This window comes from Xanthomonas nasturtii, assembly GCF_001660815.1.
Taxonomy (GTDB): Bacteria; Pseudomonadota; Gammaproteobacteria; order Xanthomonadales; family Xanthomonadaceae; genus Xanthomonas; species Xanthomonas nasturtii.
In genome coordinates this window covers 129,318-153,938 of record NZ_LYMI01000045.1, presented here as the reverse complement: position 1 = coordinate 153,938, position 24,621 = coordinate 129,318, and the positions used below count along the sequence as shown (strand labels likewise).

The 24,621-nt window shown below is 64.9% G+C and carries 21 protein-coding genes and 5 tRNA genes; 11 read left to right on the top strand and 15 right to left on the bottom strand.

The features are described from left to right. Window positions 1-4: 4 nt before the first annotated feature. From clpP to A7D16_RS16125, 3 genes are all read right to left on the bottom strand, one after another. A complete protein-coding gene (gene clpP, locus A7D16_RS16135) occupies window positions 5-631 on the bottom strand; it encodes an ATP-dependent Clp endopeptidase proteolytic subunit ClpP (RefSeq protein ID WP_002806026.1) in 627 nt (208 codons plus the stop codon). 92 nt (window positions 632-723) lie between these two features. Further along, complete coding sequence (tig, locus tag A7D16_RS16130; RefSeq protein ID WP_064634249.1) at window positions 724-2,016, bottom strand: trigger factor; 1,293 nt, start codon at window positions 2,014-2,016, stop codon at window positions 724-726. A gap of 201 nt (window positions 2,017-2,217) precedes the next feature. Further along, window positions 2,218-2,302: transfer RNA gene (locus A7D16_RS16125), tRNA-Leu, on the bottom strand. Between the two features lie 274 nt (window positions 2,303-2,576). Here A7D16_RS16125 and A7D16_RS16120 point away from each other — a divergent pair. After that, the gene (locus tag A7D16_RS16120) at window positions 2,577-3,845 is read left to right on the top strand and encodes a two-component system sensor histidine kinase NtrB (RefSeq protein WP_064634248.1); all 1,269 of its coding nucleotides are present in this window, start codon (window positions 2,577-2,579) and stop codon (window positions 3,843-3,845) included. Window positions 3,846-4,288: 443 nt separating this feature from the next. Here the strand turns inward: A7D16_RS16120 and A7D16_RS16115 are convergent. From A7D16_RS16115 to A7D16_RS16100, 4 genes are all read right to left on the bottom strand, one after another. Next, a tRNA-Lys gene (locus A7D16_RS16115) sits at window positions 4,289-4,364 on the bottom strand. Between the two features lie 93 nt (window positions 4,365-4,457). Then, window positions 4,458-4,534, bottom strand: a tRNA-His gene (locus tag A7D16_RS16110). A 32-nt stretch (window positions 4,535-4,566) separates the two neighbouring features. Beyond that, window positions 4,567-4,643: transfer RNA gene (locus tag A7D16_RS16105), tRNA-Arg, on the bottom strand. Between the two features lie 42 nt (window positions 4,644-4,685). Beyond that, window positions 4,686-4,762: transfer RNA gene (locus tag A7D16_RS16100), tRNA-Pro, on the bottom strand. A 150-nt stretch (window positions 4,763-4,912) separates the two neighbouring features. On the opposite strand from A7D16_RS16100, the gene A7D16_RS16095 reads away from it, so the two are divergent. Beyond that, complete coding sequence (locus A7D16_RS16095; RefSeq protein WP_064634247.1) at window positions 4,913-5,674, top strand: Bax inhibitor-1/YccA family protein; 762 nt, start codon at window positions 4,913-4,915, stop codon at window positions 5,672-5,674. A 130-nt stretch (window positions 5,675-5,804) separates the two neighbouring features. On the opposite strand, the gene A7D16_RS16090 is transcribed toward A7D16_RS16095, so the two are convergent. The 3 genes from A7D16_RS16090 to grxC form a co-directional block, all read right to left on the bottom strand. Next, entirely contained in the window at window positions 5,805-6,812 is a 1,008-nt protein-coding gene (locus tag A7D16_RS16090; protein ID WP_064634246.1) for an isocitrate dehydrogenase, read from the bottom strand. 231 nt (window positions 6,813-7,043) lie between these two features. Further along, complete coding sequence (locus A7D16_RS16085) at window positions 7,044-7,439, bottom strand: carboxymuconolactone decarboxylase family protein (protein WP_064634245.1); 396 nt, start codon at window positions 7,437-7,439, stop codon at window positions 7,044-7,046. Beyond that, a complete protein-coding gene (gene grxC / locus A7D16_RS16080; protein WP_064634244.1) occupies window positions 7,436-7,744 on the bottom strand; it encodes a glutaredoxin 3 in 309 nt (102 codons plus the stop codon). Before grxC ends, A7D16_RS16085 begins: the two co-directional genes overlap by 4 nt. Window positions 7,745-7,893: 149 nt before the next feature. Between grxC and A7D16_RS16075 the strand changes: the two genes are divergently transcribed. The 8 genes from A7D16_RS16075 (at window position 7,894) to lpxH (ending at window position 18,923) form a co-directional block, all read left to right on the top strand. Further along, window positions 7,894-9,540 (top strand): M48 family metalloprotease, encoded by a 1,647-nt coding sequence (locus A7D16_RS16075; protein ID WP_095522428.1) that lies wholly within the window; start codon window positions 7,894-7,896, stop codon window positions 9,538-9,540. A gap of 204 nt (window positions 9,541-9,744) precedes the next feature. After that, window positions 9,745-10,434: a phosphate regulon transcriptional regulator PhoB gene (phoB, locus tag A7D16_RS16070; RefSeq protein WP_064634242.1), complete on the top strand. Its 690-nt coding sequence runs from the start codon at window positions 9,745-9,747 to the stop codon at window positions 10,432-10,434. Between the two features lie 73 nt (window positions 10,435-10,507). Beyond that, window positions 10,508-11,836: a phosphate regulon sensor histidine kinase PhoR gene (gene phoR / locus A7D16_RS16065; RefSeq protein WP_064634241.1), complete on the top strand. Its 1,329-nt coding sequence runs from the start codon at window positions 10,508-10,510 to the stop codon at window positions 11,834-11,836. Between the two features lie 119 nt (window positions 11,837-11,955). Further along, on the top strand, window positions 11,956-14,058 hold the full coding sequence (gene ppk1 / locus A7D16_RS16060) for a polyphosphate kinase 1 (protein ID WP_064634275.1): 2,103 nt from the start codon (window positions 11,956-11,958) through the stop codon (window positions 14,056-14,058). Window positions 14,059-14,233: 175 nt separating this feature from the next. Then, a complete protein-coding gene (gene ppx, locus A7D16_RS16055; protein ID WP_161945036.1) occupies window positions 14,234-15,754 on the top strand; it encodes an exopolyphosphatase in 1,521 nt (506 codons plus the stop codon). 216 nt (window positions 15,755-15,970) lie between these two features. Then, window positions 15,971-17,107, top strand: a complete 1,137-nt coding sequence (locus A7D16_RS16050) for a glycosyltransferase family 4 protein (RefSeq protein WP_064634239.1) — start codon at window positions 15,971-15,973, stop codon at window positions 17,105-17,107. Beyond that, window positions 17,088-17,630, top strand: coding sequence for a phosphatase PAP2 family protein (locus A7D16_RS16045; RefSeq protein ID WP_064634238.1), 543 nt, complete (start codon window positions 17,088-17,090; stop codon window positions 17,628-17,630). Before A7D16_RS16050 ends, A7D16_RS16045 begins: the two co-directional genes overlap by 20 nt. Before the next feature lie 540 nt (window positions 17,631-18,170). Beyond that, window positions 18,171-18,923 carry a UDP-2,3-diacylglucosamine diphosphatase gene (gene lpxH / locus A7D16_RS16040; protein WP_064634237.1) on the top strand — a complete coding sequence of 251 codons (753 nt, stop codon included), beginning with the start codon at window positions 18,171-18,173 and terminating at the stop codon, window positions 18,921-18,923. A gap of 183 nt (window positions 18,924-19,106) precedes the next feature. Here the strand turns inward: lpxH and A7D16_RS16035 are convergent, their stop codons facing one another. Both A7D16_RS16035 and A7D16_RS16030 read right to left on the bottom strand, forming a co-directional pair. Further along, window positions 19,107-19,526 carry a hypothetical protein gene (locus A7D16_RS16035; protein WP_064634236.1) on the bottom strand — a complete coding sequence of 140 codons (420 nt, stop codon included), beginning with the start codon at window positions 19,524-19,526 and terminating at the stop codon, window positions 19,107-19,109. A gap of 133 nt (window positions 19,527-19,659) precedes the next feature. Then, window positions 19,660-20,913: a zinc-dependent metalloprotease gene (locus A7D16_RS16030; RefSeq protein WP_064634235.1), complete on the bottom strand. Its 1,254-nt coding sequence runs from the start codon at window positions 20,911-20,913 to the stop codon at window positions 19,660-19,662. A gap of 137 nt (window positions 20,914-21,050) precedes the next feature. Between A7D16_RS16030 and A7D16_RS23205 the strand changes: the two genes are divergently transcribed. Continuing rightward, on the top strand, window positions 21,051-21,332 hold the full coding sequence (locus A7D16_RS23205; protein WP_153043176.1) for a hypothetical protein: 282 nt from the start codon (window positions 21,051-21,053) through the stop codon (window positions 21,330-21,332). A gap of 43 nt (window positions 21,333-21,375) precedes the next feature. Here the strand turns inward: A7D16_RS23205 and A7D16_RS16025 are convergent, their stop codons facing one another. The 3 genes from A7D16_RS16025 to A7D16_RS16015 form a co-directional block, all read right to left on the bottom strand. Then, window positions 21,376-22,200, bottom strand: coding sequence for a ferritin-like domain-containing protein (locus A7D16_RS16025; protein ID WP_064634234.1), 825 nt, complete (start codon window positions 22,198-22,200; stop codon window positions 21,376-21,378). Window positions 22,201-22,329: 129 nt separating this feature from the next. Continuing rightward, window positions 22,330-23,796, bottom strand: a complete 1,467-nt coding sequence (gene purF / locus A7D16_RS16020) for an amidophosphoribosyltransferase (RefSeq protein ID WP_064634233.1) — start codon at window positions 23,794-23,796, stop codon at window positions 22,330-22,332. A gap of 30 nt (window positions 23,797-23,826) precedes the next feature. After that, window positions 23,827-24,573 carry a CvpA family protein gene (locus A7D16_RS16015; RefSeq protein WP_064634232.1) on the bottom strand — a complete coding sequence of 249 codons (747 nt, stop codon included), beginning with the start codon at window positions 24,571-24,573 and terminating at the stop codon, window positions 23,827-23,829. Between the last annotated feature and the right edge of the window lie 48 nt (window positions 24,574-24,621).

Genomic DNA, 24,621 nt, shown 5'->3' with positions numbered 1-24,621 from the left:
GCGATCAAGACGGCTGGATCGACTCTTCCGGACGACGCTCTAGCACCTGATCCACCAGACCATAGGCCTGGGCATCGACCGCGCTCTTGAAGTTGTCGCGCTCGGTGTCGCGCGCGATGGTCTCCAGCGACTGGCCGGTGTGCTTGGCCAGGATCTCGTTCAAGCGCGAACGCAGGGTCAGGATTTCGCGGGCGTGGATGTCGATATCGGTCGCCTGGCCCTGGAAGCCACCCAGCGGCTGATGGATCATCACGCGCGAATTCGGCAGCGCGTAACGCTTGCCGGCCGCACCCGAAGCCAGCAGCAGCGCGCCCATCGAGGCAGCCTGACCGACGCAGATGGTACTCACGTCCGGCTTGATGTACTGCATGGTGTCGTAGATCGCCATGCCGGCGGTGACCACGCCACCAGGCGAGTTGATGTAGATGCTGATGTCCTTTTCCGGGTTGTCCGCTTCCAGGAACAGCAACTGGGCCACGATGACGTTGGCCATATGGTCGTCGATCGGACCGACCAGGAAGATCAGACGCTCCTTCAGCAAACGCGAGTAGATGTCGTACGCACGCTCGCCACGGCTGGTCTGCTCGACCACCATGGGCACCAGGTTCAGGGCTTTGGTCACAATGCTCATCGGTCTTCCTGTTGTGGCAGCGGCCTGTGCCGATGCCCGTGTTCGATATCCGCACCCCGACGACGGCAGGGCGCGGTTCTCTTGCTACCGCCTCAGACCCGGATGGCGTCCTGGAACGACAGCGGCTGCTCGGTGTGCTGGGCGCGCTCGGCGATCCAGTCGATCACCTGCTCTTCCATCACACGGCTCTGCAGCCCACCCATCAGTTGGGGGTCGTTGCGGTACATCTCAATGACCTGTTCCGGCTCTTCGTAGGTCGAAGCGATCAGACGCAGCGTTTCGCTGACACGCTTGGATTCCAGACGCAGCTCGTTGCGGCGTGCGACTTCACCGACCAGCAGACCGACCAGCACGCGCTTGGCGGCGGCGTCCATGAAGCCCTGATGCGCGTCGTCCGGCACCTGGCCTGGATCGCGGCCGCTGCGACGGACCTGCTCGACCTGCTGGGCCAGCATCGAACGCGCTTCGTTTTCGACCAGACGCGGCGGCATTTCGACGTGCGCATAGGCAGCAATCAGCTGCTCGCCGACTTCGCGACGCAGGCGATTCATCAGCGCGCCCTTGAGCTCGCGCTCCAGGTTGGTGCGGATGTCGGCACGGAACTGCTCGGCATCGCCACTCTTGACGCCGAAGCTCTTGATGAACTCCTTGTCAACCACCGGCAACACCGGCTCGGACACCTCAACCGCCTTGACGTGCACCTGCACGGTCTTGCCAGCCAGCTGCGGCACGCGCCACTCGGCCGGGAAATCGATGGTCAGGGTCTTGTCTTCGCCCTTGGTCAGGCCTTCCAGACCCTTCTCGATCTGGTCGAACATCACGCCCGAGCCCAGTACGCTGCTTCCGGTCTCCACGCCTTCGGCAGGCAGACGCTCGTCGCCGGCCTGCGACCAGGTTTCCAGCGCTACCAGGTCGCCGACCTGCGCACCGCGCTCGACCGGATTCCAGGTGCGGCGCTGCAGGCGCAGGTTTTCGATCATCTGATCGATATCGGCATCGGTCACTTCGGCGGTCGCACGCACCACCGACAGCTTGGTCACGTCGATCTCGCCGAAGTCAGGCACCACTTCGAAGGTGGCGACGAAGTCGAAATCGGTTTCGCCCTGGTCGATCCGCGGGTTGCCGGCCAGACGCAGCGAGTGCTCGCGCACGGCCGAATCGAAGGTTTCGCGCAACAGGCCTTCCATCGCTTCGGCACGCACCTGCTGACCGAAGCGCTGCTCGATGACCTTGGTCGGCACCTTGCCCGGGCGGAACCCCTTGATGCGCGTGGTCCGCGCCAACTCGCGCAGGCGGCCACCGACATGGGTCTCCAGGCGCTCCTGCGGCAGGGTGAAGGTCAGGCGGCGTTCCAGATTGCCGGTGGATTCGATCGATGCTTGCATGTTGACTCCTGCCACCGACAGCGCACAGCGTCGGCACGAGATGGAAGATGCGGGTTGACGGAGGGCGAGAATGCCGCCGAGCCTTGTAGTTTCGCCGATAACGGCGGCCGCTGCCAGCGGCATGCGCGCAGCGGCGTCACGCACGGCAACCACCGGTTTGCGGGAAGTGCAGCGGCCGGAACCCACACGGCCGCGCGGCATTGGTGCGAAAGGGGGGACTCGAACCCCCACGCCTTGCGGCGTCAGAACCTAAATCTGGTGCGTCTACCAATTCCGCCACTTTCGCAATGCCGCAGCTGCCCGGGTATTGTTGCAGGGATGCCTGCAAAGAAAAAGCGCTGCAGGCTGTTCAGGCCTGGCCTGCCGACCTCTGGACGCGCTATGGCGATGTTTGGCGACTCCTTGAAGCCGCCCCTTGACACCTGACCCTGCGCTAGAGCCCGGTGAATGATTCATGGCCGCGCCCTGCTGCAGGGTAAATCCGCGTCCTTCTGCGCGCGTAGGACAGCGACAATGTTTGCGAAAATTCCGTTAATCAGCCAAAAGAGACAATAGCCGCGATGAGAGATCGGTATCGGCAGATCGCGGCCCTGTCGCGAGACTGCATCAAAGAGATCGACCTCGCCGGGCGGATCGCGGCAGTCAACGTCAATGGCTTGAACGTCCTTGGCGCAAGCCACCAGGACCAGCTGATTTCCCGCCCCTGGCGCGAGTTATGGCCACCGGAGTCCGTGGGCCTGGTGGATGCTGCAATCGCAGCGTCCCTTGACGGCTCGGTACACGAATTCGAGGCGGCCTGCGTCAACTTCGTTGGCGTGCGCCAAACCTGGCAGGTCGTCACCAGCCCGCTATTCGACGAGCAAGGCAATGTCGAGGCAATCTTGGCGGTGAGCAAGAACATCTCCGACCGCCGCGCGCTGGAGGCAGCCTTCCATACGCTGGACAGTACCCTGGCCGCGGAGCGGGCGTTTTCCACCAGCGCCCTGATGCTGGCGCGCGCGCGCGAAAACTCGCTGTCGACCGAACTGCACAGCTTGCGCGACCTGCGCGAGCGCATCGAGGGCGACCTGGACATTGCGCGCGCCGCACAGAACGCTGCCGAAAAGATCTCCGAGCAGGCGCAGAAAGGCGAAGCGGTGGGGCAACTGCTGGCCGGCGTGGTCCACGATCTGAACAACGTGCTGCAGGCGGCCACCTCGGCGATCGACCTGGTCGTGCAGCGCGCGCAGATCGATGCACACGATGCCAAGCTGCTCGGCGTCGCCGATGCCGCGCTTCAACACGGTTCGGTGATGGCGCAGCGCCTGGTCGGCTTCTCGCGCCAATACCCCTACAGCCCTGAAGCGGTGGATCTGGCCGAACTGGCAGAACAGCTCAGCCCGCTGCTGGAACAGGTGGTTGGCGCAGACCTGCGGTTGCAGCTTCGCACCGTCGATGGCGGATGTTGCGCCATGGTCGACCGCCACACGGTGGAGCGCGCCATCCTGAACCTGGTGATCAACGCCCGCGACGCCTGCAGCAGCGGCGGCAGCATCAGCGTGGAAACCGGCGAAACCTTCGTTACCGAAGAAGATGCGCAACTGACCAAACCGGCAGGGCGTTACATGACCATCACCGTTGCCGACACCGGGCACGGCATGGACAGCACGGTGCAGGCGCGCCTGTTCGAGGCCTACTTCACCACCAAGCACGCAGACAAAGGCGCCGGCCTGGGATTGGCGCAGGTGTATAGCGCGGTACGCCAGGCGGGCGGCTTTGTGGACGTCACCTCGGCCCCGGGCCAGGGCGCGCGCTTCGTGCTGGCGTTTCCGCGCGTGCAACGGGACTAATCGCTTGCGCCGATGACTTCGCGTGACCAAGTCGCGGCATGTTGATTCGTAGACCGCCTGCAGATTGCGTGCGCGCACTCAGTCGCACGACAACCTGAAGGCGCGCAATGGCGTGCCGCCGACGTGCTGCACAGCACTGCTCCTGGCATCAGCGACGATGTATCACCGACGATCCGCTCAGTAATCGATCCCTGCCAATGTGCGTGGAGTGGCACACCGGCTACGCATCGGTGTCGATCCTTGCCTGACAGACTGTTGAGAAAATCATCTGCGTGGCGCAACGACGAGCAACTGCGATGCAGGCGATACCGCAACGCTGCGGCAGCATCGCAACCCGGATTAAGCGCTGGCCGCGACTCGTTGACAGCGGGCACAACACGCAGGCTTCTGTTTTAGTCGCGGAAAAAGAAAAGCACCTAGGTGTTTGCCTAAGTGCTTTTATTTGGTGGGCCGTCAAGGATTCGAACCTTGGACCTATTGATTAAGAGTCAACTGCTCTACCAACTGAGCTAACGGCCCTGAAACTGGTCGCACATTGTATGTGCTTTTTTGCTTCGTTGCAACACCCCGCGATGCATCGGGTCAAACGTTCCTGCAACTGCCTGTCATCAGTGGGGTGGCTGAGGGGACTCGAACCCCCGACATCTGGAATCACAATCCAGTACTCTAACCAGCTGAGCTACAGCCACCACTGAAAACCTGCTTCCTACCGCACCGCCGATGGCGCGCCCGACAGGACTCGAACCTGTAACCGCCGGCTTAGAAGGCCGGTGCTCTATCCGGTTGAGCTACGGGCGCCCGGACCGAACTTCGCATTCCCACGCCGTCGAGAGCTCGGAATGGTCGGGGTAGAGGGATTCGAACCCCCGACATCCTGCTCCCAAAGCAGGCGCGCTACCAGACTGCGCTATACCCCGGCGGGACCTTTTCATCCCGAAGGCTGGAAAGGTCGGCTATTTTGGGAACGATTGGCCTCGCTGTCAATCACCCTGTGTAAATTGGGAGATCCGGTATCCTCGCAATAACGCTCACCCATACGGCGAGCAACACTTTCATGGAGAAGACGCATGCGTAGCGGTAACCCGGCCCTTCGGGAATCCACGTTCCTCGACCTTGGCTCCGGCTCGGTGGTCACTCGCGATGGTCAGGCGATGACACTCAACGGGACCGTCAACAAGACCGGCCTGCTGTTGCTGATGGCGGTCGTCACCGCTGCGTTCGCGTGGTCGCAGTCGCTTGGCGCAGACGGTGTGCCGCTGCCGGCCGCACGGATTTACATGATCGCCGGTGCGATAGGTGGTCTAGTGTTCGCGCTGGCGACCAGCTTCAAGCCGACCTGGGCGCCGATCACCGCGCCGCTGTACGCGCTGGTGGAAGGCTTTTTCCTGGGGTCGATCTCGGCGGTGTACGAAGCACGCTTCAACGGCATCGTGTTTCAGGCGGTGCTGCTGACCTTCGGCACCATGTTCGCGCTGCTGTTCGCGTATCGCAGCGGCATGATCAAGGCGACCGAGAACTTCAAGCTGGGCGTGGTGGCGGCTACCGGCGGCATTGCGCTGGTGTATCTGGCGACGATTGTGCTTGGCTTTTTCGGCGTGCGGATTCCCTTCATTCACGACTCGGGCCTGATCGGCATTGGCTTTAGCCTGTTCGTGGTGGTGGTGGCGGCACTGAATCTGGTGCTGGATTTCGACTTCATCGAGAGCGGCGTCGAACAGGGCGCACCCAAGCACATGGAGTGGTACGGCGCATTCGGCCTGATGGTGACGCTGGTGTGGCTGTACATCGAGTTCCTGCGTTTGCTGTCGAAGCTGCAGTCGCGCAATTAGCGGGGAATTGGGAATCGGGAATCGCAAAAGCGCTTCCCTGCGATCGATGGCCGAATGACGCAAGACGAATCCCAAGCAAAAAGAAAGGGCGCCTAGGCGCCCTTTCTTTTTATGCGATCAACCAATGCGCTCAGAGGCGGCTGGCAATGGCCTTGGCAAAGCCCATGGTGTTGCCGGCGCCGCCCAGGTCGGGGGTCAGCGAGTCCTTGGCTTCCAGGGTCGCGACGATGGCTTCGCGCAGGCGCTCGGCGTTCTGCGGCTGACCGATGTGGTCCAGCATCTGCGCCGCGCCCAGCAGCAAGGCGCACGGGTTGGCCTTGCCCTGCCCTGCGATGTCCGGCGCCGAGCCGTGCACGGCTTCGAAGATCGCCGCGTCCAGGCCGATATTTGCGCCCGGGGCCAGGCCCAGGCCGCCGACCAGACCGGCACACAGGTCGGAGATGATGTCGCCGAACAGGTTGGTGGTCACGATGATGTCGAACTGCTCCGGACGCATCACCAGCTGCATGCAGGTGTTGTCGACGATCATTTCCTGGAATTCGATTTCCGGGTACTGCGCGGCCACATCGCGTGCCACCTTCAGGAACAGGCCCGAGGTCGACTTGATGATGTTGGCCTTGTGCACCGCGGTGACCTTCTTGCGGCCGGTGGCGCGCGCCAGGTCGAAGGCGTAGCGCACGATGCGCTCGGAGCCCTTGCGGGTGATCCGGGTGCCGGAGAATGCAGTCTCGCCATCCTCGGATACGGTCTGGCCTTCGCTCAGGTACGCGCCTTCGGTGTTCTCGCGGACGGTGATCAGGTCCACGCCATCGGCGAAACGCGACTTGGTGTTCGGGAACGACTTGGCCGGACGCACATTGGCGTACAGGTCGAACTTGCGACGCATGGCGACGTTGATCGAGCTGAAGCCCTCGCCGACCGGCGTGGTCAGCGGGCTTTTCAGCGCCACCTTGTTCTTGGTGATCGACGCCAGGGTGGACTCGGGCAGCAGATCGCCGTGCTTTTCCAGCGCGACCAGGCCGGCGTCGGCATATTCGTAGGTCAGGCCAGCTTGCAGCGCGTCGAGCACGAACAGCGTGGCATCCATGATCTCCGGGCCAATGCCGTCGCCGCGGATGACCGTGATTGTCTGCGTCATATCGTTGGGTTTCCGAACTTGAAGGGGGGAGCGCCAGCCGTCAAACCCGGCAGATCGGCGCAATGAGGTTTCACCGACAATTATGCCCGATGCCGGTGAAGGCGCCCAAACCGACCTTGGTCTAAGAGCGGCAGACCCCCAAATGCAAGGCGCCGCCCCGATGGGCGGCGCGTGCACGCTTGCTCGTTTCTACGACGCGCCAATCCCCACTCCCGCGCCTCAACTACCCACTCAGTCGTGCGCGTGCTGCGCCGGGGCCTGCGCGCCGCCTTCGAGCTGATCGAGAAAATCCACCGCGCGGCGCAGGTGCGGGATGACGATGGAGCCGCCGACCACCAGGCCGACAGAGAAGGTTTCGAAGAACTCCTCGCGGGTCACGCCTGCCTCTTTGCACTGGGCGACGTGGTAGCTGATGCAGTCGTCGCAGCGCAGTACCATCGAGGCGACCAGGCCGAGCAGCTCCTTGGTCTTCACGTCCAGAGCGCCGGCCTGGTAGGTCTGCGTGTCCAGGGCGAAGAACCGCCGCACCACCTGGTTCGGCTCGGCCAGGATGCGCTGGTTCATGCGCTGGCGGAATTCGGTGAACTCGCGCAGGCGGTCGTCTGCGCCGCCGTCATTGGCGCTCATGCCTGACCGCCGGCGCTACCGGCCAGCAACGGTTCGAGCTTGCCGGCGCGGTGCATGGCCATCATGTCGTCGTAGCCGCCCACGTGGACGTCGCCGACGAAGATCTGCGGCACGCTGGTGCGCTTGGCCAGGGCGACCATCTTGTTGCGCTCGGCCGGGTCCAGGTCGATCCGCACCTCGGTCCAGGTCTTGCCCTTGCTCTTGAGGAAGTTCTTGGCCGCCACGCAGTATGGGCAGATGGCAGAGGAATACAGGGTGATCTGCGGGCCGGAGGCCGCGTCCTGATCGGTATGGTCTTGGCTCACGGGAAACTCCGTGGTTGGTCTGAGGTCTGACACATGGTACCGGGCGACTGGAATTTCCATGTCGTCACCGCAACACTGTGGATTAACCGATGATTCACGCCATCGCGCCGTGCTGCCCGCATGCTCCGCGCCCTACCTGGGAGTTCCACTTGCGCCTGCTACCGCTCGCCACTGCCCTCACGCTGGCCGTCGCCATGGGCATGGCACCTGCGCAGGAAAGCCGCCTGCCCGACATCGGTTCGTCGGCTGGCGAATTGCTGACCCCGGCGCGCCAGGCCGAGTACGGCAGGATGATGCTGGCCGAGTTGCGCAACTACGACTACGTGCTCGACGACCCGCTGATCACCGACTGGCTGCAAACCATGGGCACCCGGCTGGGCGCCAACAGCGACCAGCCGCAGCAACCGTTTACCTTCTTCATGCTGCGCGACCGCCAGATCAATGCGTTCGCCACGTTGGGCGGCTATATCGCGGTCAATGCCGGGCTGGTCTTGACCGCCGAGCGCGAGGACGAAGTGGCGGCGGTGCTGTCGCACGAAATTGCCCACGTCACCCAGCAGCACGTGCTGCGCGGGGTGGAACGCGCGCAACGCGACCAGATCCCGATCCTGCTCGGCATGCTGGCAGCAGTGGTGGCGGCGCAACAGGCCGGAGGCAACTCCAAGGGCGATGCCACCATGGCCACCATTACCAGCGCGATGGGGCTGATGCAGCAGCGGCAGATCGACTACACCCGCTCCAACGAATCCGAAGCCGACCGGCTGGGCATCCGCACCCTGGTGCGCAGCGGCTACGATGTGGACGCGATGGCCGGCTTCTTCGAGCGCATGTCGGTGGCGATGCGCGCCAACGAGGGCGGTTACAGCGCACCGGATTTCCTGCAGACCCACCCGGTTACGGTCACCCGTATCAGCGAGGCAAAAGCGCGCGCCGAGCAGATGAAGAAGAACACCGTGGTGTTGACCACCTCGGTGCCGGGCGGAAGCCGCCAGGAACGCGTTGACCCGGCCGACCCCTCGCTGTCGGAGCCACTCAGCCGCAACGGCAATGCGCTGCTGCCCTATGCGCTACGGTTGCCGGTGGACGCACTGAGCCGCGGCGCAGACCAGCAGGGCTTCGACTGGGCCAAGGAGCGCCTGCGCGTGCTCAGCGCAACCACGCCGGATGCGGCGATTCGCGAATACGAGAACCTGCGCCGCAGCGCCAAGCAAGGCTTGAGCGATGCGCAGCGCTACGGCCTGGCGCTGGCCCGGCTGCGCAACAGCGGCGGCCGGCCGGGCGAGCCGGTGGCCGAGCTTGCCGCCCTGCTCGATGCGCACCCGGACAATCTGTGGCTGGCGCTGGGTCTGAGCGAGGCGCAAGCGCGGGTGGGCCAGCGCGAGGCGGCCAATGCGCGCTTCGATGCGCTGCTCAAGCAATTGCCGAACAACCGCGCGGTGGCGCTGACCTATGCCGGCGCGCTCAACGAGCAGGCCAGCAAGGGGTCCGGCCAGCGCGCGCGTCAGGTGCTCGAGCCTTTGCTGCACCGGCGCAGCGACGACCCGCTACTGCAGCAAGGCTACGCCCGCGCCTGCGAGCTGTCCGGCGACCACCTGCGCGCGAGCGAAGCGTATGCCGAAGCGGCGTTTTTGAACGGCCGTGCCGAACAGGCGCTGATCCAGCTGGAAGCGTTGAAAAAGAAAGATCTCGACTATGTGACACGGGCGCGCGTGGATGCACGCATCGCCGCGATCACCCCGACCGTGCTGGAGCTGCGGCGCCAGGGCATCCGCGACCCGGATCTATCCACGCGCTGATTCCCGCGCACTGACATCCTGGCGTTACGTTGCCGGCATCAACGATGCGAACGCATGCTTTCGCAAGGCGACCCGGCGAGGCGTAGCGGTTCAGTCCGCTTGACGCAACGGCGGACCGTACGAAGGCAACGCCAGCGATGTCACATTAGAGTCACAAAACCGTAGTCTACTGGCGATCAACCAGAGCCAGACGGTAAGCCCCGCGTGCAGAAACGCATTCTGATCGTCGATGACGAACCCGCGATCCGCGACATGGTGGCGTTCGCGCTGCGCAAAGGCGAGTTCGAGCCCATCCATGCCGGCGACGCGCGCGAGGCGCAGACCGCCATCGCCGACCGCGTGCCGGATCTGATCCTGCTGGACTGGATGCTGCCGGGCACCAGCGGGCTGGATCTGGCGCGTCGCTGGCGCAAGGAACAGCTGACACGCGAGATTCCGATCATCATGCTCACCGCGCGTGGCGAAGAAAACGACCGCGTCGGTGGCCTGGAAGCCGGCGTCGACGATTACGTGGTCAAGCCGTTTTCGGCACGCGAGCTGCTGGCACGCATCCGTGCGGTGATGCGGCGCACCCGCGAGGACGACGAAGACGGCAGCGTGGCGCTGGGCCGCCTGCGCATCGATGGCGCCGCGCACCGCGTGTTCGCCGGCGATGCGCCGGTGCCGATCGGCCCGACCGAATACCGCCTGCTGCATTTCTTCATGACCCACCCCGAGCGCGTGTATACGCGCACCCAGCTGCTGGACCATGTCTGGGGCGGCAGCGTGTATGTGGAAGAGCGCACCATCGACGTACACATCCGCCGCCTGCGCAAGACGCTGGAACCGTTCGGCCTGGAAAACATGGTGCAGACCGTGCGCGGCTCGGGCTATCGTTTTTCGTCGGCGACCTGACGTGCCGCCAAGCCGCCCGGCCGGACTCTGGCCGGGGCGGCTGCCCACCTGACGCTTCGTGATCACGCCTTCCATGCCTCAACATATTCGTTCCGCCTGGCTCAAGACGCTTGGCACCCTTGCGCTGTTGCTGGGCGCTGCCGTCGTGGTGGGCGTATTGATCGAGCATGTGTGGATGGCACTGACGCTCACCGCGCTGGGCGTGCTGACCTGGCATTACTGGCGCCTGCGCCAGGTGCTGCGCCGGCTCACGGCGCGCCAGCGCGCCGAACCGGCCGCCGGCGTCGGCGCCTGGAACGAGCTGGACCGGCTGCTGTATCGCAGCCAGGCCGAAATGCGCGGGCGCAAGCGCCGCCTGATCGATATGTTGCGCACCTACCGCGCCGCAGCGCAGGCGCTGCCGGATGCGGTGGTGGTGGTGGATCGCAACGGCCAACGCGTGCAGTGGTTCAACAAGGCCGCCGGCGGTTTGTTGGGCCTGCATCACCCCGGCGATATGGGCGTATCGGTAGTGGAGCGGCTGCAGCCGTTGCCGCTGGCGCATTGGCTGGCGGCCGGTCGCAATGCAGAACCGATGCTCGATGCCGCCTCGCCGGTGGACCCGGATCTGCGCCTGAATCTGCGCCTGATTCCCTATTCCGACGACTACTGGCTACTGGTGGCGCGCGATGTCAGCAAGCTGCTGCGGCTGGAACAGGTACGTCGCGACTTCGTGGCCAATGTCTCGCACGAACTGCGTACCCCGTTGACGGTGGTGCACGGTTACCTGGACATGCTCGACCCGGAAGATTTCCCCGATTCGGGCCCGATGCTGGCGGAGATGCGCAAGCAATCGCAGCGCATGGCGCAGCTGGTGGAAGACCTGTTGACGCTGTCGCGGCTGGAATCGCAGGAAGAACTCGGCGAAGAACACGTGGCGATGGCGCCGATGCTCTCCACCCTGCGCCGCGAGGCCGAGGCGCACAGCCAGGGCCGCCACACGGTGGAAGTGATCGATGAGGCCGGTGTGGATCTGCTCGGCTCCAACAAGGAACTGCACAGCGCGTTTTCCAATCTGGTGACCAATGCGGTGCGCTACACGCCGGGTGGCGGCACGGTGACGATCCGCTTCGTGCGCGAAGGCGATGGCGCGGCGCTGGCGGTGCGCGACACCGGCTACGGCATTCCCGCCTCGCATCTGCCGCGCATCACCGAACGCTTCTATCGGGTGTCCAGCAGCCGCTCGCGCGAGAGCGGCGGCACCGGGCTCGGGCTGTCGATCGTCAAGCACATCCTGGGGCTGCATCAGGCGCGCCTGGACATCGAAAGCGAAGTGGGACGCGGCAGCGAATTCTCGTGTCATTTTGTGGCTGCGCGCGTCGTGCAGCGCGAGCAATCGGTGCCACTGTCACGCTCGGCGTGATATGTAGTAAGCATGCGCCGCAACGCGCTGCGATCGGCTCGTGACGTGCGCACCGCGTTACCTTCGCTGCATGGCACGCGCGGCAAATACGCACACTTTCCGTCTTGATGACCGACTCCATGGGCCACGCCAAAGAACTGCACGACATCACACCCGGCGACGACATCGCCACCGATCCCTTGCGTGATCCGGCGCTGTACATCAACCGCGAGCTGTCGCAGCTGGATTTCAATTTCCGGGTGCTGGCGCAGGCGCTCGATGAACAGGTGCCGTTGCTGGAAAGGCTGCGCTTCCTGTGCATCTCGTGCACCAATCTTGACGAATTCTTCGAGATCCGTGCGGCCACCGTGCGGCACGCACAAGAGTTCGGGCTGCCGCCGGCACCGGATGGGCTGAGCCCGACCGCCATCCTCAACGCGGTGCACGATCGCGCCGCCAAGCTGGTCGAGCAGCAATACCACGCATGGAATGAAGTACTGCGCCCGGCGATGGAAGGTGCCGGTGTTGCCGTGCTCAGCCGCTCGGCCTGGACCTCGCGCCAGAAGCGTTGGCTGCGTGCGTATTTCCGCAACGAGATCATGCCGGTGCTGTCGCCGTTGGGGCTGGACCCGGCGCACCCGTTCCCGAAGATCCTCAACAAGACGCTGAACATCGTGGTGGTGCTGGAAGGCCAGGACGCGTTCGGCCGCGCCGGGCATCTGGCCATCGTGCGCGCGCCGCGCTCATTACCGCGCATCATCCAGCTGCCGGCAAGCCTGTCCCCGGAGGGCACGCAGAGCTTCGTCTTCCTCTCATCGGTGTTGTCCGAGTTCGTGGACGAATTGTTCCCGGGCATGCAGGTCATGGGCTCGTATCAGTTCCGCGTTACCCGCAATTCCGAACTGGTGGTGGACGAGGAAGAAGTCGAAAACCTGGCGCTGGCACTGCGCGACGAACTGGTCACGCGCGGCTACCGGCCGGCGGTGCGCCTGGAGATTGCGCACGATTGCCCGGCGCCAATCACGCGCACCTTGTTGCAGAATTTTGGCCTGAACGAAAATGCGGTGTACCGCATCGTGGGGCCGGTCAATCTGAGCCGTGTCACGCAGGTCTACGATCTGGTGCAGCGCCCCGAGCTCAAATACCCCTCGTTCAATCCGCGCACCTTGCGCGACAGCGAAGGCATCTTCGAGATCGTCAAAAAGGGCGATGTCTTGCTGCATCACCCCTTCGATGCGTTCACTGCGGTGCTGGACGTGATCCGTCAGGCCGCAGTCGACCCGAATGTGCTGGCGATCAAGCAGACGCTGTACCGCACCGGCAAGGATTCGTTGATTGTCGATGCGCTGATTCTGGCCGCGCGCAACGGCAAGGACGTCACCGTGGTGGTGGAGTTGCGTGCGCGCTTCGATGAAGAAGCCAACCTGGGCCTGGCCGACAAGTTGCAGGAAGCCGGCGTGCAGGTGGTCTATGGCGTGGTCGGTTTCAAGACCCACGCCAAGATGCTGCTGATCGTGCGGCGCGAGGGGCGCAAGCTCAAACGCTACGTGCACCTGGGCACCGGCAATTACCACAGCGGCACCGCGCGGCTGTACACCGACATCAGCCTGATCACGGCGGATGCGGAGATCGGCAACGATGTGCACATGCTGTTCCAGCAGTTGTCCGGGCTTGCCCCGCGCATGAAGCTGGAGCAGTTGTTGCAGTCGCCCTTTACGCTGCATGCCGGTGTGCTCAAGCGGATCGATCGCGAGACCCGGCTGGCCCGCAGGGGTCGCCCGGGCCGCATCATCGCCAAGATGAATGCCCTCAACGAACCGCAGGTGGTGCGTGCGCTGTACACAGCGTCGCAGGCGGGCGTGCAGATCGATTTGATCGTGCGTGGCGCCTGCACGCTGCGCCCCGGGGTGCCGGGCGTGTCCGAGAACATCCGCGTGCGCTCGATCGTGGGGCGATTCCTGGAACATAGCCGCGTGTACTGGTTCGGCAACGACGGTGCGGCCGAGTTGTATTGCGCCAGCGCCGACTGGCTGGAACGCAATCTGCTGCGGCGGGTGGAGACCTGCTTCCCGATCCTGGAGCCGGATCTGGCCAAGCGTGTCTACCGCGAAGTGCTGCAGAACTATCTGGACGACAACGTCAGCGCCTGGGAGCTGGATGCCGAGGGCGTGTACCACAAGCGCACTCCCGGCCCGGGCGAGCCGCCACATTCGGCGCAGATGACCTTGCTCGACCGGATCTGAGCGCCGCGGGCAGCGCGCAGGGCGGGACGCCGTTCGCCAAGACGAGCGGCGCGTCCGCAACCGCTGCCTGCAAGTGGCACCCGGCGATTCGACCGCCGACCACGCCCGCTCGCGCATGCGCATACGTGACCTCTCACGGGGCCAGCGGCCCATCGGCTACCATGCGGCCATGCCAATGCCCTCCCCCATGATTCCGCCCCTGCGCGATGGCGATTTTCTTGCCGCCATCGACCTAGGGTCCAATAGTTTCCACATGGTCATTGCGCGCTACCTGATGGGTCAGCTGCGCGTCGTCGATCGCTTGCGCGAGACCGTGCGCATGGCCGATGGTCTGGATGGCAAAGGTGGCATCTCCAACGAAGCGCGTCAGCGCGCGCTCGAATGCCTGGCACGTTTCGGCCAGCGCATTCGCGAAGTGCCCTCGCTGCGCGTGCGCGCGTTGGCCACCAACACGGTGCGGCAACTGCGTTCGCCGCAGGCGTTTCTGATGCCGGCCGAGACCGCGCTGGGCCATGCGATCGAAGTGGTCAGCGGGCGCGAGGAAGCGCGCCTGATCTATCTGGGCGTTGCGCATGCGCAGCCGCCCAAGCCCGATCAACGCCGGCTGGTGATCGACATCGGCGGCGGCTCGACCGAGTTCATCATCGGCCGCGGCTTCCAGACGCTGGAACGCGAGAGCCTGCAGGCCGGCTGCATTGCCAGCACGCGGCGGTTTTTCCCCGGCGGCAAATTGTCCAAGAAGAAATGGAAGGACGCGCTGACCGAGATCGGCGCCGAATTCCAGCAGTTCGCCGGCCAGTACAAGGCGCTGGGCTGGCATGAAGCGATCGGCTCGTCCGGCACGCACAAGGCCATCGGCGAGATGTGCGCGGCGATGAAGCTGACCAAGGGCGCGATCACCGCCGAGGCGCTGCCGGCGCTGCGCGACGAGTTGCTCAAGGCCAAGCGCATCGAAGATATCCAATTGCCTGGGCTGGCCGCCGAGCGGCGCCCGATCATCGCCGGCGGCATCCTGGTGCTCGAGGCCGCCTTCCAGGCGCTGGGGCTGGAGAAGCTGATGGTCAGCAAGGCCGCGATGCGCGAAGGCATCCTGTACGACATGCTCGGCCGCGGTGGCGAAAACGATCCGCGCGACAGCTCGGTGGCCTCGCTGGTGCAGCGCTACGGCATCGACGAAGTACAGGCGCAGCGCGTGGAAGCCACCGCCTGCCGGCTGTTCGACCAGGTCTGCGAGTCCTGGCAACTGGATGGCGACGATGCACAGGTGCTGCGGCGCGCGGCGCGTCTGCACGAGCTGGGGCTGATCATTGCGCACAGCCAGTACCACGTGCACGGCAGCTACATCCTGGAACACTCGGATATCGCCGGGTTTTCGCGGCAGGAACAGCAGGTGCTGGCCGCGCTGGTGCGTACGCATCGGCGCAATGTGCCCAAGACCGCATTCGACGCGCTGCCGGACCGCTTGTTGCTGCCCACCCGCCGCAAGGCCGCGCTGCTGCGGCTGGCGGTGTTGCTGCACCGCGCGCACGAATCCGACCCGATCCCGACGCTGGAACTCACTGCAGATGACACCCGGCTGTCGTTGATCCTGTCGCAAAGCTGGATCGACTCGCGCCCGCTGCTGCGCGCCGACCTGATCGGCGAAGTCGAAAGCATGGCGGGCCTGGGGATCACGTTCAAACCGTTTGTGACCTGAGGCCTTCGGCCTCAGTTGGGATTGGGGATTGGGGATTGGGAATTTGTTGATCCCTGCAGACCACGTGTTGCGGGCTTGCTGACATTTGCACAGCCCGCTTCTGCGAATCCCGAATCCCGAATTCCCACTCCCGTCGCGCCTGTCATCGCCACGTCTTATTGGCGCAACATCCATGCCATCGCGCTCCCGGAAGCTAGTCAAAACGGGAGAACGGGCATGCGCTACGCGATCGTTACCGAAACCTATCCCCCCGAGGTCAACGGTGTTGCACTGACCGTGCACGGACTGGAAACCGGGCTGCGCGCACGCGGGCACCAAGTGGATGTGGTGCGTCCACGCCAGAGCGCAGACACCGCACCGACCGCTGCGCTGCTGGTGCGCGGTGCATCGCTGCCGCGCTACCCGGGATTGAAATTCGGCCTGCCGGCCACGCAACGCCTCGTGCGTCATTGGCGCAGCACGCAACCGGATGCGATCTATGTGGCCACGGAAGGCCCCCTGGGCTGGTCGGCGATGCGCGCGGCTCGCCGGCTCGGCATTCCGGTCGCTACCGGCTTGCACACCCGCTTCGACGAATACCTGCCCGACTACGGCGCCGCCTGGCTGCAGGGCACGGCCTTGCGCTGGATGCGGCGCTTCCATAACCAGGCCGATGCCACCCTGGTCCCCACGCGCGAACTGCAGCAGTTCCTGCGCAACGACGGCTTCGAACGCGTGCAATTGCTGGCGCGCGCAGTGGACAGCCAGCAATTCGACCCAAGCCGTCGCGACCCGGCATTGCGCGCCACCTGGGGCATCGAAGGCGAAGGCTTTGCCGCCATCTACGTGGGGCGCATCGCCAGCGAAAAGAATCTGCCGCTGGCAGTGCGTGCCTTTCGCACGCTGCAACAGATCCGCCCGAACGCGCGCTTCGTGTGGGTGGGCGATGGCCCGGCACGCGAGAAGATTGCGCAGGAAAATCCGGACTTCATTTTCTGCGGTGTGCAGCGCGGCGATGCCCTGGCGCGTCACTTCGCCAGCGGCGATCTGTTCCTGTTCCCCAGCCGCAGCGAGACCTTCGGCAATGTCACCCTGGAAGCGATGGCCAGCGGTGTGGCGACGGTTGCTTTCGATTACGGCGCTGCACGCGAGTACCTGCGCAACGGCCAGACCGGCGCGGCGGTGGATACCGACGACGGCTTCATCGAGGCCGCCGTTGCGCTCACCAAAGACGACGCACTGCGCCAGCGCTTGGGCAATGCGGCAGCGCAAGCGATGAAAAAGCTGCATCCAGACAATGTGGTTTCCGATTTCGAAGCCTTGTTGCTGGGAATCAGTGCTGCACGGGGGCGTTATGTCGTCAACGCGGCTTGAGGTCTTGCGCGGCCACGAGGTACGCTGGTGTCGGCGCGCCAATCACTGGTGCCGGCGCCACCCGGTACGGCGCGCGTTCGCCACCATCAGCCGCCTGGGCGACGGCGTGTTCTGGTACGCCCTGATGGGGTTGCTGGTGGCCCTCGACGGCATGCACGGCGTGCGTGCATCGGCGCACATGGCCGCCACCGGCGTACTCGCATTGACGTTGTACAAAGCGCTCAAACGCTGGACCCGCCGCCCGCGCCCGTATGCGGCAGACATGCGCATTCGTGCCTGGGTGGCACCGCTGGACGAGTTCAGTTTCCCCTCCGGCCACACCTTGCACGCGGTGTCCTTCAGCATCGTGGCGCTGGCCTACTACCCCTGGCTCGGCCCCTTGCTGGTGCCGTTTTCGGCCGGCGTGGCGCTCTCGCGCGTGGTGCTGGGGCTGCACTATCCCAGCGACGTGCTGGCCGCCACGGTGATCGGCGTGCTGCTGGCGAGCCTGTCGCTGTGGGAGTTGCCGGCGGTGTTGGGGTAAGTGCTGCCGGTTTGCGTGAGGGCGGCTTGCTGACAGGTAAGCGTAATGGTAAAAGGACAGGTACCAGAACGGTACCGAGTAAGCAGCAAGACCTGTTCGCTTCATCCTTCTCCCGCCGGGACATTGTCCTCCTTTACGGGGGAGAAGGTGCCCCGCAGGGGCGGATGAGGGTACGTGCGAAGCTTCATAGACTCGCCGTCGATTGTTCTTTCGCCAACGTTGATAAAGTAAAACGCAGCGCAGCAATTGCGACTTCAGCGTGTGGCTTCGCCCCGTACCCTCACCCCTACCCCTCTCCCGCAGGGAGAGGGGATCTTGCGCTGAAGGTATGCGGTGAGTTGATAAAAGTTGCCCATCCACGCGCATGCCCATGGCGCGTGCGACCCGCAGGAGGTCTAAATAGCGTTCACCAGCCTCCGGCGTCGTTGCAAAAATCGTTCGCACATCAATCGTCACGCAACTGAAGCGCTTCTCCGCTTCTCCGCTTCTCGATTCCCAATTCCCAATTCCCTCCCCGCCCTGCCGCCGTACAATGGCGCAATGACGACCCTGTTCATTTCCGACCTGCATCTGGATCCGGCCCGGCCGGCGATCACCGAGTTGTTTCTGGATTTCCTGCGCACGCAGGTATCCGGTAGCGACGCGCTCTACATCCTGGGCGACCTGTTCGAAGCCTGGATCGGCGACGACACCCCGTCCACGGCCGCCGATGCGGTGGCAGTGGCGCTGCATGCGGTGGCCGACGCCGGCGTGCCGGTGTTCTTCATGCACGGCAACCGCGACTTCCTGTTGGGCGAAACCTACGCGCAGCGCGCGGGCTTCCGCATCCTGCCCGACCCCACCGTCATCGATCTGTACGGGCACACCACGCTGCTGATGCACGGCGACCTGCTGTGCAGCGACGACACCGCCTACCAGGCATTCCGCGCGCAAACACGCGACCCGGTGTTTCAGGCGCAATTCCTGGCGCAGCCGCTGGCCGCACGGGTGGCGTTTGCGCAGCAGGCGCGCGCGGCCAGCCAGGCGCGCCATGCAGAACTCAAGCAGGGCGACCAATCGCGCTTCGAGACCGTCACCGACGTGACGCCATCCGAAGTGGAAGCCACCTTCGTGCGGTACGGGTTGGACCGGCTGATCCACGGCCACACCCATCGCCCTGCCATCCACACGGTGCAAGCCGGCGGCCACACCTGCACCCGCATCGTGCTGGGCGACTGGTACGAACAAGGTTCGGTCCTGCGCGTGGATGCCGACGGCGTGGCGCTGGAGCAGTTGGCGCTGTCACCCGTCTGACCGACGCGCTGTGCCCGCCGCGGCACAGCGAGGCACTGCTGCATTCAAGGCGCTCGGAATCAACTCAAGCGCACCCGACTCGCGCGCGGCCCCTGTCGTGCGGCTGTGCAGGGATGGAGCGGCGATGCTTGCCGAAACAGATGCGCAGATCAGCACATCTACCTCGCGCGATGACCGCCAGCCTCACTGCAGGCTTTTCGCACGCTCGGCGTAGTCGACGAAATCGGCGTTCACCACGTCGTACCACAGCAGCGTGCCATCGGCCTGGACGCGGAAACGGTCGCGCACCGGGCTGGTCTGCGGGTCGCCGGGGCAATCGTCGCCATGGCGCTCGTGTACGGCAAATTCGAACGCGCCCGGCGAAGCCGCATCGTCTTCTTCTGCCATGATGCTGATGCAGTTGTCCGGGTAGACACGATCGCTCTGCAGGCGGGCTTCGAGCACACGTAACGCACGGGCGTGCACGTCGGCGCTGGCAGCCGGTGCAGGCGCGGTCGCGGCGGGTTTGGGCTGTGTGGCGACCGGGTCGGTGGGTTGCTGCTTGCATCCGGCAACCGCCAGCGCGGCCAGGCAGACAAGCGCATAGCGCAGGGACGTGGACATGAGGGCTCCGCTCGACAGGACAGGGCCGGCAGTTACCGGCGGTGCGCCTAGTCTGCGCGATCCACGCGCGCGGGTGTAGCGAACAAGCCCGGCACACGCGGTGCCGGGCCGGACCTGGATCAGGGAAGAAACCCTAACGGAAGCCGGCAATCGTGGCCTTGGTGTTGACCAGCACGCGTTGGTTGTCGGCGGTGCTGGCGTTGCCCATCGGCACGCCGTTGTAGCTGATGTTGGGGTTGGACCAGTAGTTCAACCGCGGGCAGCCGCTGGTGCAGTCGTAGGCCATGATGGTGCGCCAGCTGTTGCCGTAGCGGTAGCCGTGGCCATAGGCATACGGCGAGGTGCTGGGGTCGTTGGTGGCGTCGTGGCGTGCGCTCTGCAGATGCCCGATTTCATGCGCGAAGCTGTAATAGCCGGTGGCGCAATCCCAGTACACCGATGCGAATGCGCTTGCGGCGGTCGAGCCGATCCCCGACGCCAGACCGCAGTAGCTGCTGTTGTCCAGCACGATCACGCCCACATCGGCAGTGTAGGTATTGCGGCTGGTGTGGATGCTGTCCATGTAGCCGTCGTTGGTCACACGGAAGCGCTGCAGGTCGGTGGTGAAGTTGCCGGTTTCGGTGTAGCTGTTGGTCTCGTAGCGCGCCAGCTGCAAGGTGATGCCCACGTTGCTGTTGATGTAGCCCTGGTTGGCTTCGGCCACCGCCAGCTGCACCAGCGATTGCATGTTGCCGCCATAGGCGGCCACGGCCTTGTTGGTGGCGACCACCAGCACGCGGATGGTGGCCGGGCTGCCGGACGATGCGGCAGCGGCGGTAACGCGTCCGTCACTGGGCATGTCGAACTTCGGCAGCAGGCTGTATTCGGCCGGATGCTCCTGCGGCATGCGCTGCTCGTCCACCTGCACCAGCACGTGGCGGCCATCGGCGAGCGGACGCAGGCGATACAACTTGCCGGCGTAGCGGATGGTGCCGGTGACAGTGTCGCCGCTGCGCACCAGGATGGCCGAGTTCAGCGGGTCAACGCCCGACAGCGTGCGCGCGCGGGTGCCGGCACGCGGGCCGAGGTTGCCGTACCACACGCTATCGCCGCCCTCCAGTGCATCTACCTTGGCCTGGGTGGCAGTAATGGTCTGGCCGTCCAGCTGCAGTTCCAGCAGTTTTTCCGTCGCGGTCACCGCGCCGGCGTCGAGCTGGACCACTTGTGCGTTGGCAGTGGACGGGGCGCTCAACAGGCGTTGCAGCGCAGGTTCGGCTGCAGCGGTGGCAGTGGCGCTGCGGCTCAGCGCAGGGCCGGTTTGATACAGCGGCTTGCCGGCAGCGGCGGCCGAACCGGCCAGGCACATGGCGATCAGACCCACCGTGGTGCACATCGACTTCGACTTCATCGTCTCTCTCTCCTTAGACATGAAAGTTACGGATGTGAAACACCGGACCCCTGCCCCCGGGACGCCATTAGGGCACCTTGGACCGCACCGAATGCAAGTTGTTACAACAGAAAATTACAGTTCTGTGATGTTTGCCAATGACTGGATGCGATTCCAACGGTGATCACGCAGGAACCAGCGCACAGTTCGCGCGCCAAGCCGCGCTGAGGTGGCGCGGCATTGCCTGCCGTCTCGGCGTCGTCAAGTTCGGGTGTGCTGTCGCGATCAGGATCAGCGGTGTGGGCCGCCATCGACTGCGCGCTTCGCCACGCAACGGCAGTGGCGCTTCACGCGCGCCGCTGCAGACCACACTTTGCGTGTCTCAGCTCGACAAGGGCTTTGACCTCGGCAGTGGCACGTCGATCGGCACACCGCAGTGATCGACACATCGGGCACACAGTGCGCTGCGCATGCGCCGCCCGCTCAGCCAGCCTGCTCCACCAGATCGGCCAGTTCGTCTTCGTCGAAACCGGCAAGCAACCGCGCTTGCAGATTGAACGGCCCATGCAGATAGCCGCCGGCGTATTCGCGCAGCAAGGCCTTGAAGCGTGCGCGCGGCTCGATGCCGGCCCGCTCGCAATACCAGCGATACCAGCGTGAGCCGGCGGCCACGTGTGCCACTTCTTCGCGCAGGATGGTTTCGAGCACCTCTGCCGTGGCAGCGTCGCCAAGCGCGCGGAGTTTGACGATCATTGCCGGCGTGACGTCCAGACCGCGCGCTTCGAGCACGCGCGGCACCAGGGCCATGCGCGCCAGGCCGTCGTGCGCGGTTTTCTCGCACATTTCCCATAAGCCGTTATGCGCGGCGAAGTCGCCGTAATCGCGCTCGTGCGCCTGCAAGCGTGCGCGCAACAGCATGAAATGGCGCGATTCGTCATCGGCCACTGCCACCCAATCGGCATAGAACGCCTGCGGCAGACCACGGAAGCGATACACCGCATCCCAGGCCAGGTCGATGGCGTTGAGTTCGATATGCGCGATGGCGTGGATAAACGCCGCGCGCCCGTCCGGCGTTCCCAGTCCGCGTCGCGGCAGCTCGCGTGGATGCACCAGGATTGGTGTTGGCGGCCGGCCCGGCATGCGGATCGGTTCGGGCACAGGCGCCGCCGCATCGATCACCACATGGCCCGCGCGAAAGGCCGCTGCGTACTGCTGGGTCAACGCGACTTTCTGCAGCGGGTCGGCCTGGTCCAGACACTGGCGCGCAGCAGCGAACAGATCGGCGCTTTCGAACGAACCGGTGCTCATGCCGTCGGCCGCAAGGTGTGACCGCTTGTGGCAGACACGCAGTACGCCCGCAAGCGCCCGCAGGCGCGCTGTGTTGCACAGCCTGCCGGCAGCATCAGCGCAGCCAAGCGGCCGCGCCACCGCACTAACTCAGGCGCGACGACGCTTCTTGGCATCGTCCGAGCGCAACTGCTGGATGCGTTCGAAATAGCCCGGCTCGATGCCGGTGATGTACTCGCCGTTGAAGCACGAGGAATCGAACTGCTTGATGTCCGGGTTACCTTCGCGCACTGCCACTTCCAGGTCTTCCAGGTCCTGGTAGATCAACCAGTCGCAGCCGAGGAATTCCTGGATTTCCAGCTCGCTGCGGCCATGCGCAATGAGCTCTTCTGCGGCCGGCATGTCGATGCCGTAGATGTTGGGATAACGCACCGGCGGCGCGGCCGAGGCCAGGTACACCTTGCGTGCGCCAGCATCGCGCGCCATCTGCACGATCTGCCGGCTGGTGGTGCCGCGCACGATCGAATCGTCCACCAGCAGCACCACGCGGTTGCGGAATTCCAGATGGATCGGATTGAGCTTGCGACGCACCGACTTCTGCCGCTCGCCCTGCCCCGGCATGATGAAGGTGCGGCCCACGTAACGGTTCTTGACGAACCCCTCGCGGTATTTCACGCCGAGCACGTTGGACATTTCCAGCGCCACATCGCGCGAGGTGTCCGGGATCGGAATGATGGTGTCGATGTCGTGGTCCGGACGCAGGCGCAGGATTTTTTCGCCCAGCTTCAGGCCCATGCGCATGCGCGCCTTGTGCACCGAGATGTTGTCGATCATCGAATCGGGACGCGCGAAATACACGTATTCGAAAATGCATGGGGCGTTGTTGGTCGGCGAAGCGCAGACTTCCGAAAACAGCTCGCCACGCGCGGTGATCACCAGCGCTTCGCCCGGGCGCACGTCGCGCACGCGCTGATACCCCAGGATATCGAGCGCGGCCGATTCGGAGGACACGATGTATTCGGTGCCTTCGGCGTGCTCGCGCTTGCCCAGCACCAGCGGGCGGATGCCGTGCGGGTCGCGGAACGCCACCAGACCCAGGCCCAGCACCACGCTGACCACCGCATAGCCGCCCTTGCAGCGGCGATGCACGCCGGCCACCGCGCGGATTGCCGCTTCGGGGGTGAGCATGCGCTGCGCGTCGAGCTCGTAGGCGAACACGTTCAGCAGCACTTCGCTGTCCGAATCGGTGTTGATGTTGCGGCGGTCGGCTTCGAACACCTGCTGGCGCAAGGCCTCGGTGTTGATCAGGTTGCCGTTGTGCGCCAGTGCAATGCCGTAAGGCGAGTTGACGTAGAACGGCTGCGCCTCGTCCATGCCTTCCGAACCGGCGGTCGGGTAGCGGCAATGCGCGATGCCGACGCGGCCCTCCAGCACCGCCATCTTCTTTTCGTCGAAGACGTCGCGCACCAGGCCATTGGCTTTTTGCACACGCAGGCGCGTGCCATCTGCGGTGGCGATGCCTGCGGCGTCCTGCCCACGATGCTGCAGGACGGTCAGGCCGTCATACAGCTGCCCGGCGACGTTCTGGTTGCCGACAATACCGACGATGCCACACATGGTGCGCGTTCTCCGCTGCGGCTTGCGCCGTTACTGTGAAGGTGGCCGTGCCTGGCCTTGGGATTCGACCCGAGCCGGGTCGCTTTCTCCGCCGCGAACCTGCGCCGGATCGATATTGGCCGGCATTGCCTGCGTCGGATCGCGTCCGTCGCCAGCCGTCTTGCCGGATTTGCCAAGCGCACGCGTGATGGTGTCGCTCAGGCCGGAACCGCCAAGTGCCTTGCCCAGGTCCGTATTATCGCCTGCCGAGGGCAACTTCCCCAACTCCGTTGGCAAGTTGTCGAGTTCCATCGATGGCATCTCCATCGACGGCATCCGCCATGCCGGCAGTTGCGCGCGCATCCAGCCGGCACCGGGCTGGAGCATGGGCAGCAGCACCGACTGGCGCCAGGACGGCTCGCGCGGCAGCGGGGTGAAGCCCATCAGCAGCACCAGCACGCTGGCCAAGAACGCGCCGCGCACCACGCCCAGGCCGAAGCCGAGCATGCGGTCGGTGCCACCGAGCTTGACCGCGTCCACGCCGGCGCGGATGACCATGCCGATCACGGCAACGCTGATCAGCACGCCGACGAACACCATGGCATAGCCGCCGAACGACTCGGTGGCCGACGGATGCTTGCCATCGGCCAGCCAGCGCGCCGCTGCGCCGCCGAACAGAAAGGTGGCCCAGCCGGCCAGCAGCCACGACAAGGTGCCGACCACGATCGCGACAAAGCCGCGCAACAAGCCCAACAGGGCCGACACCAGAATGATGACGCCCAGCACCATGTCGATCATCGGCGAGGTCTCCGCGCGGCGCGCACGCCGTGGCTGCAATCTGGCTCG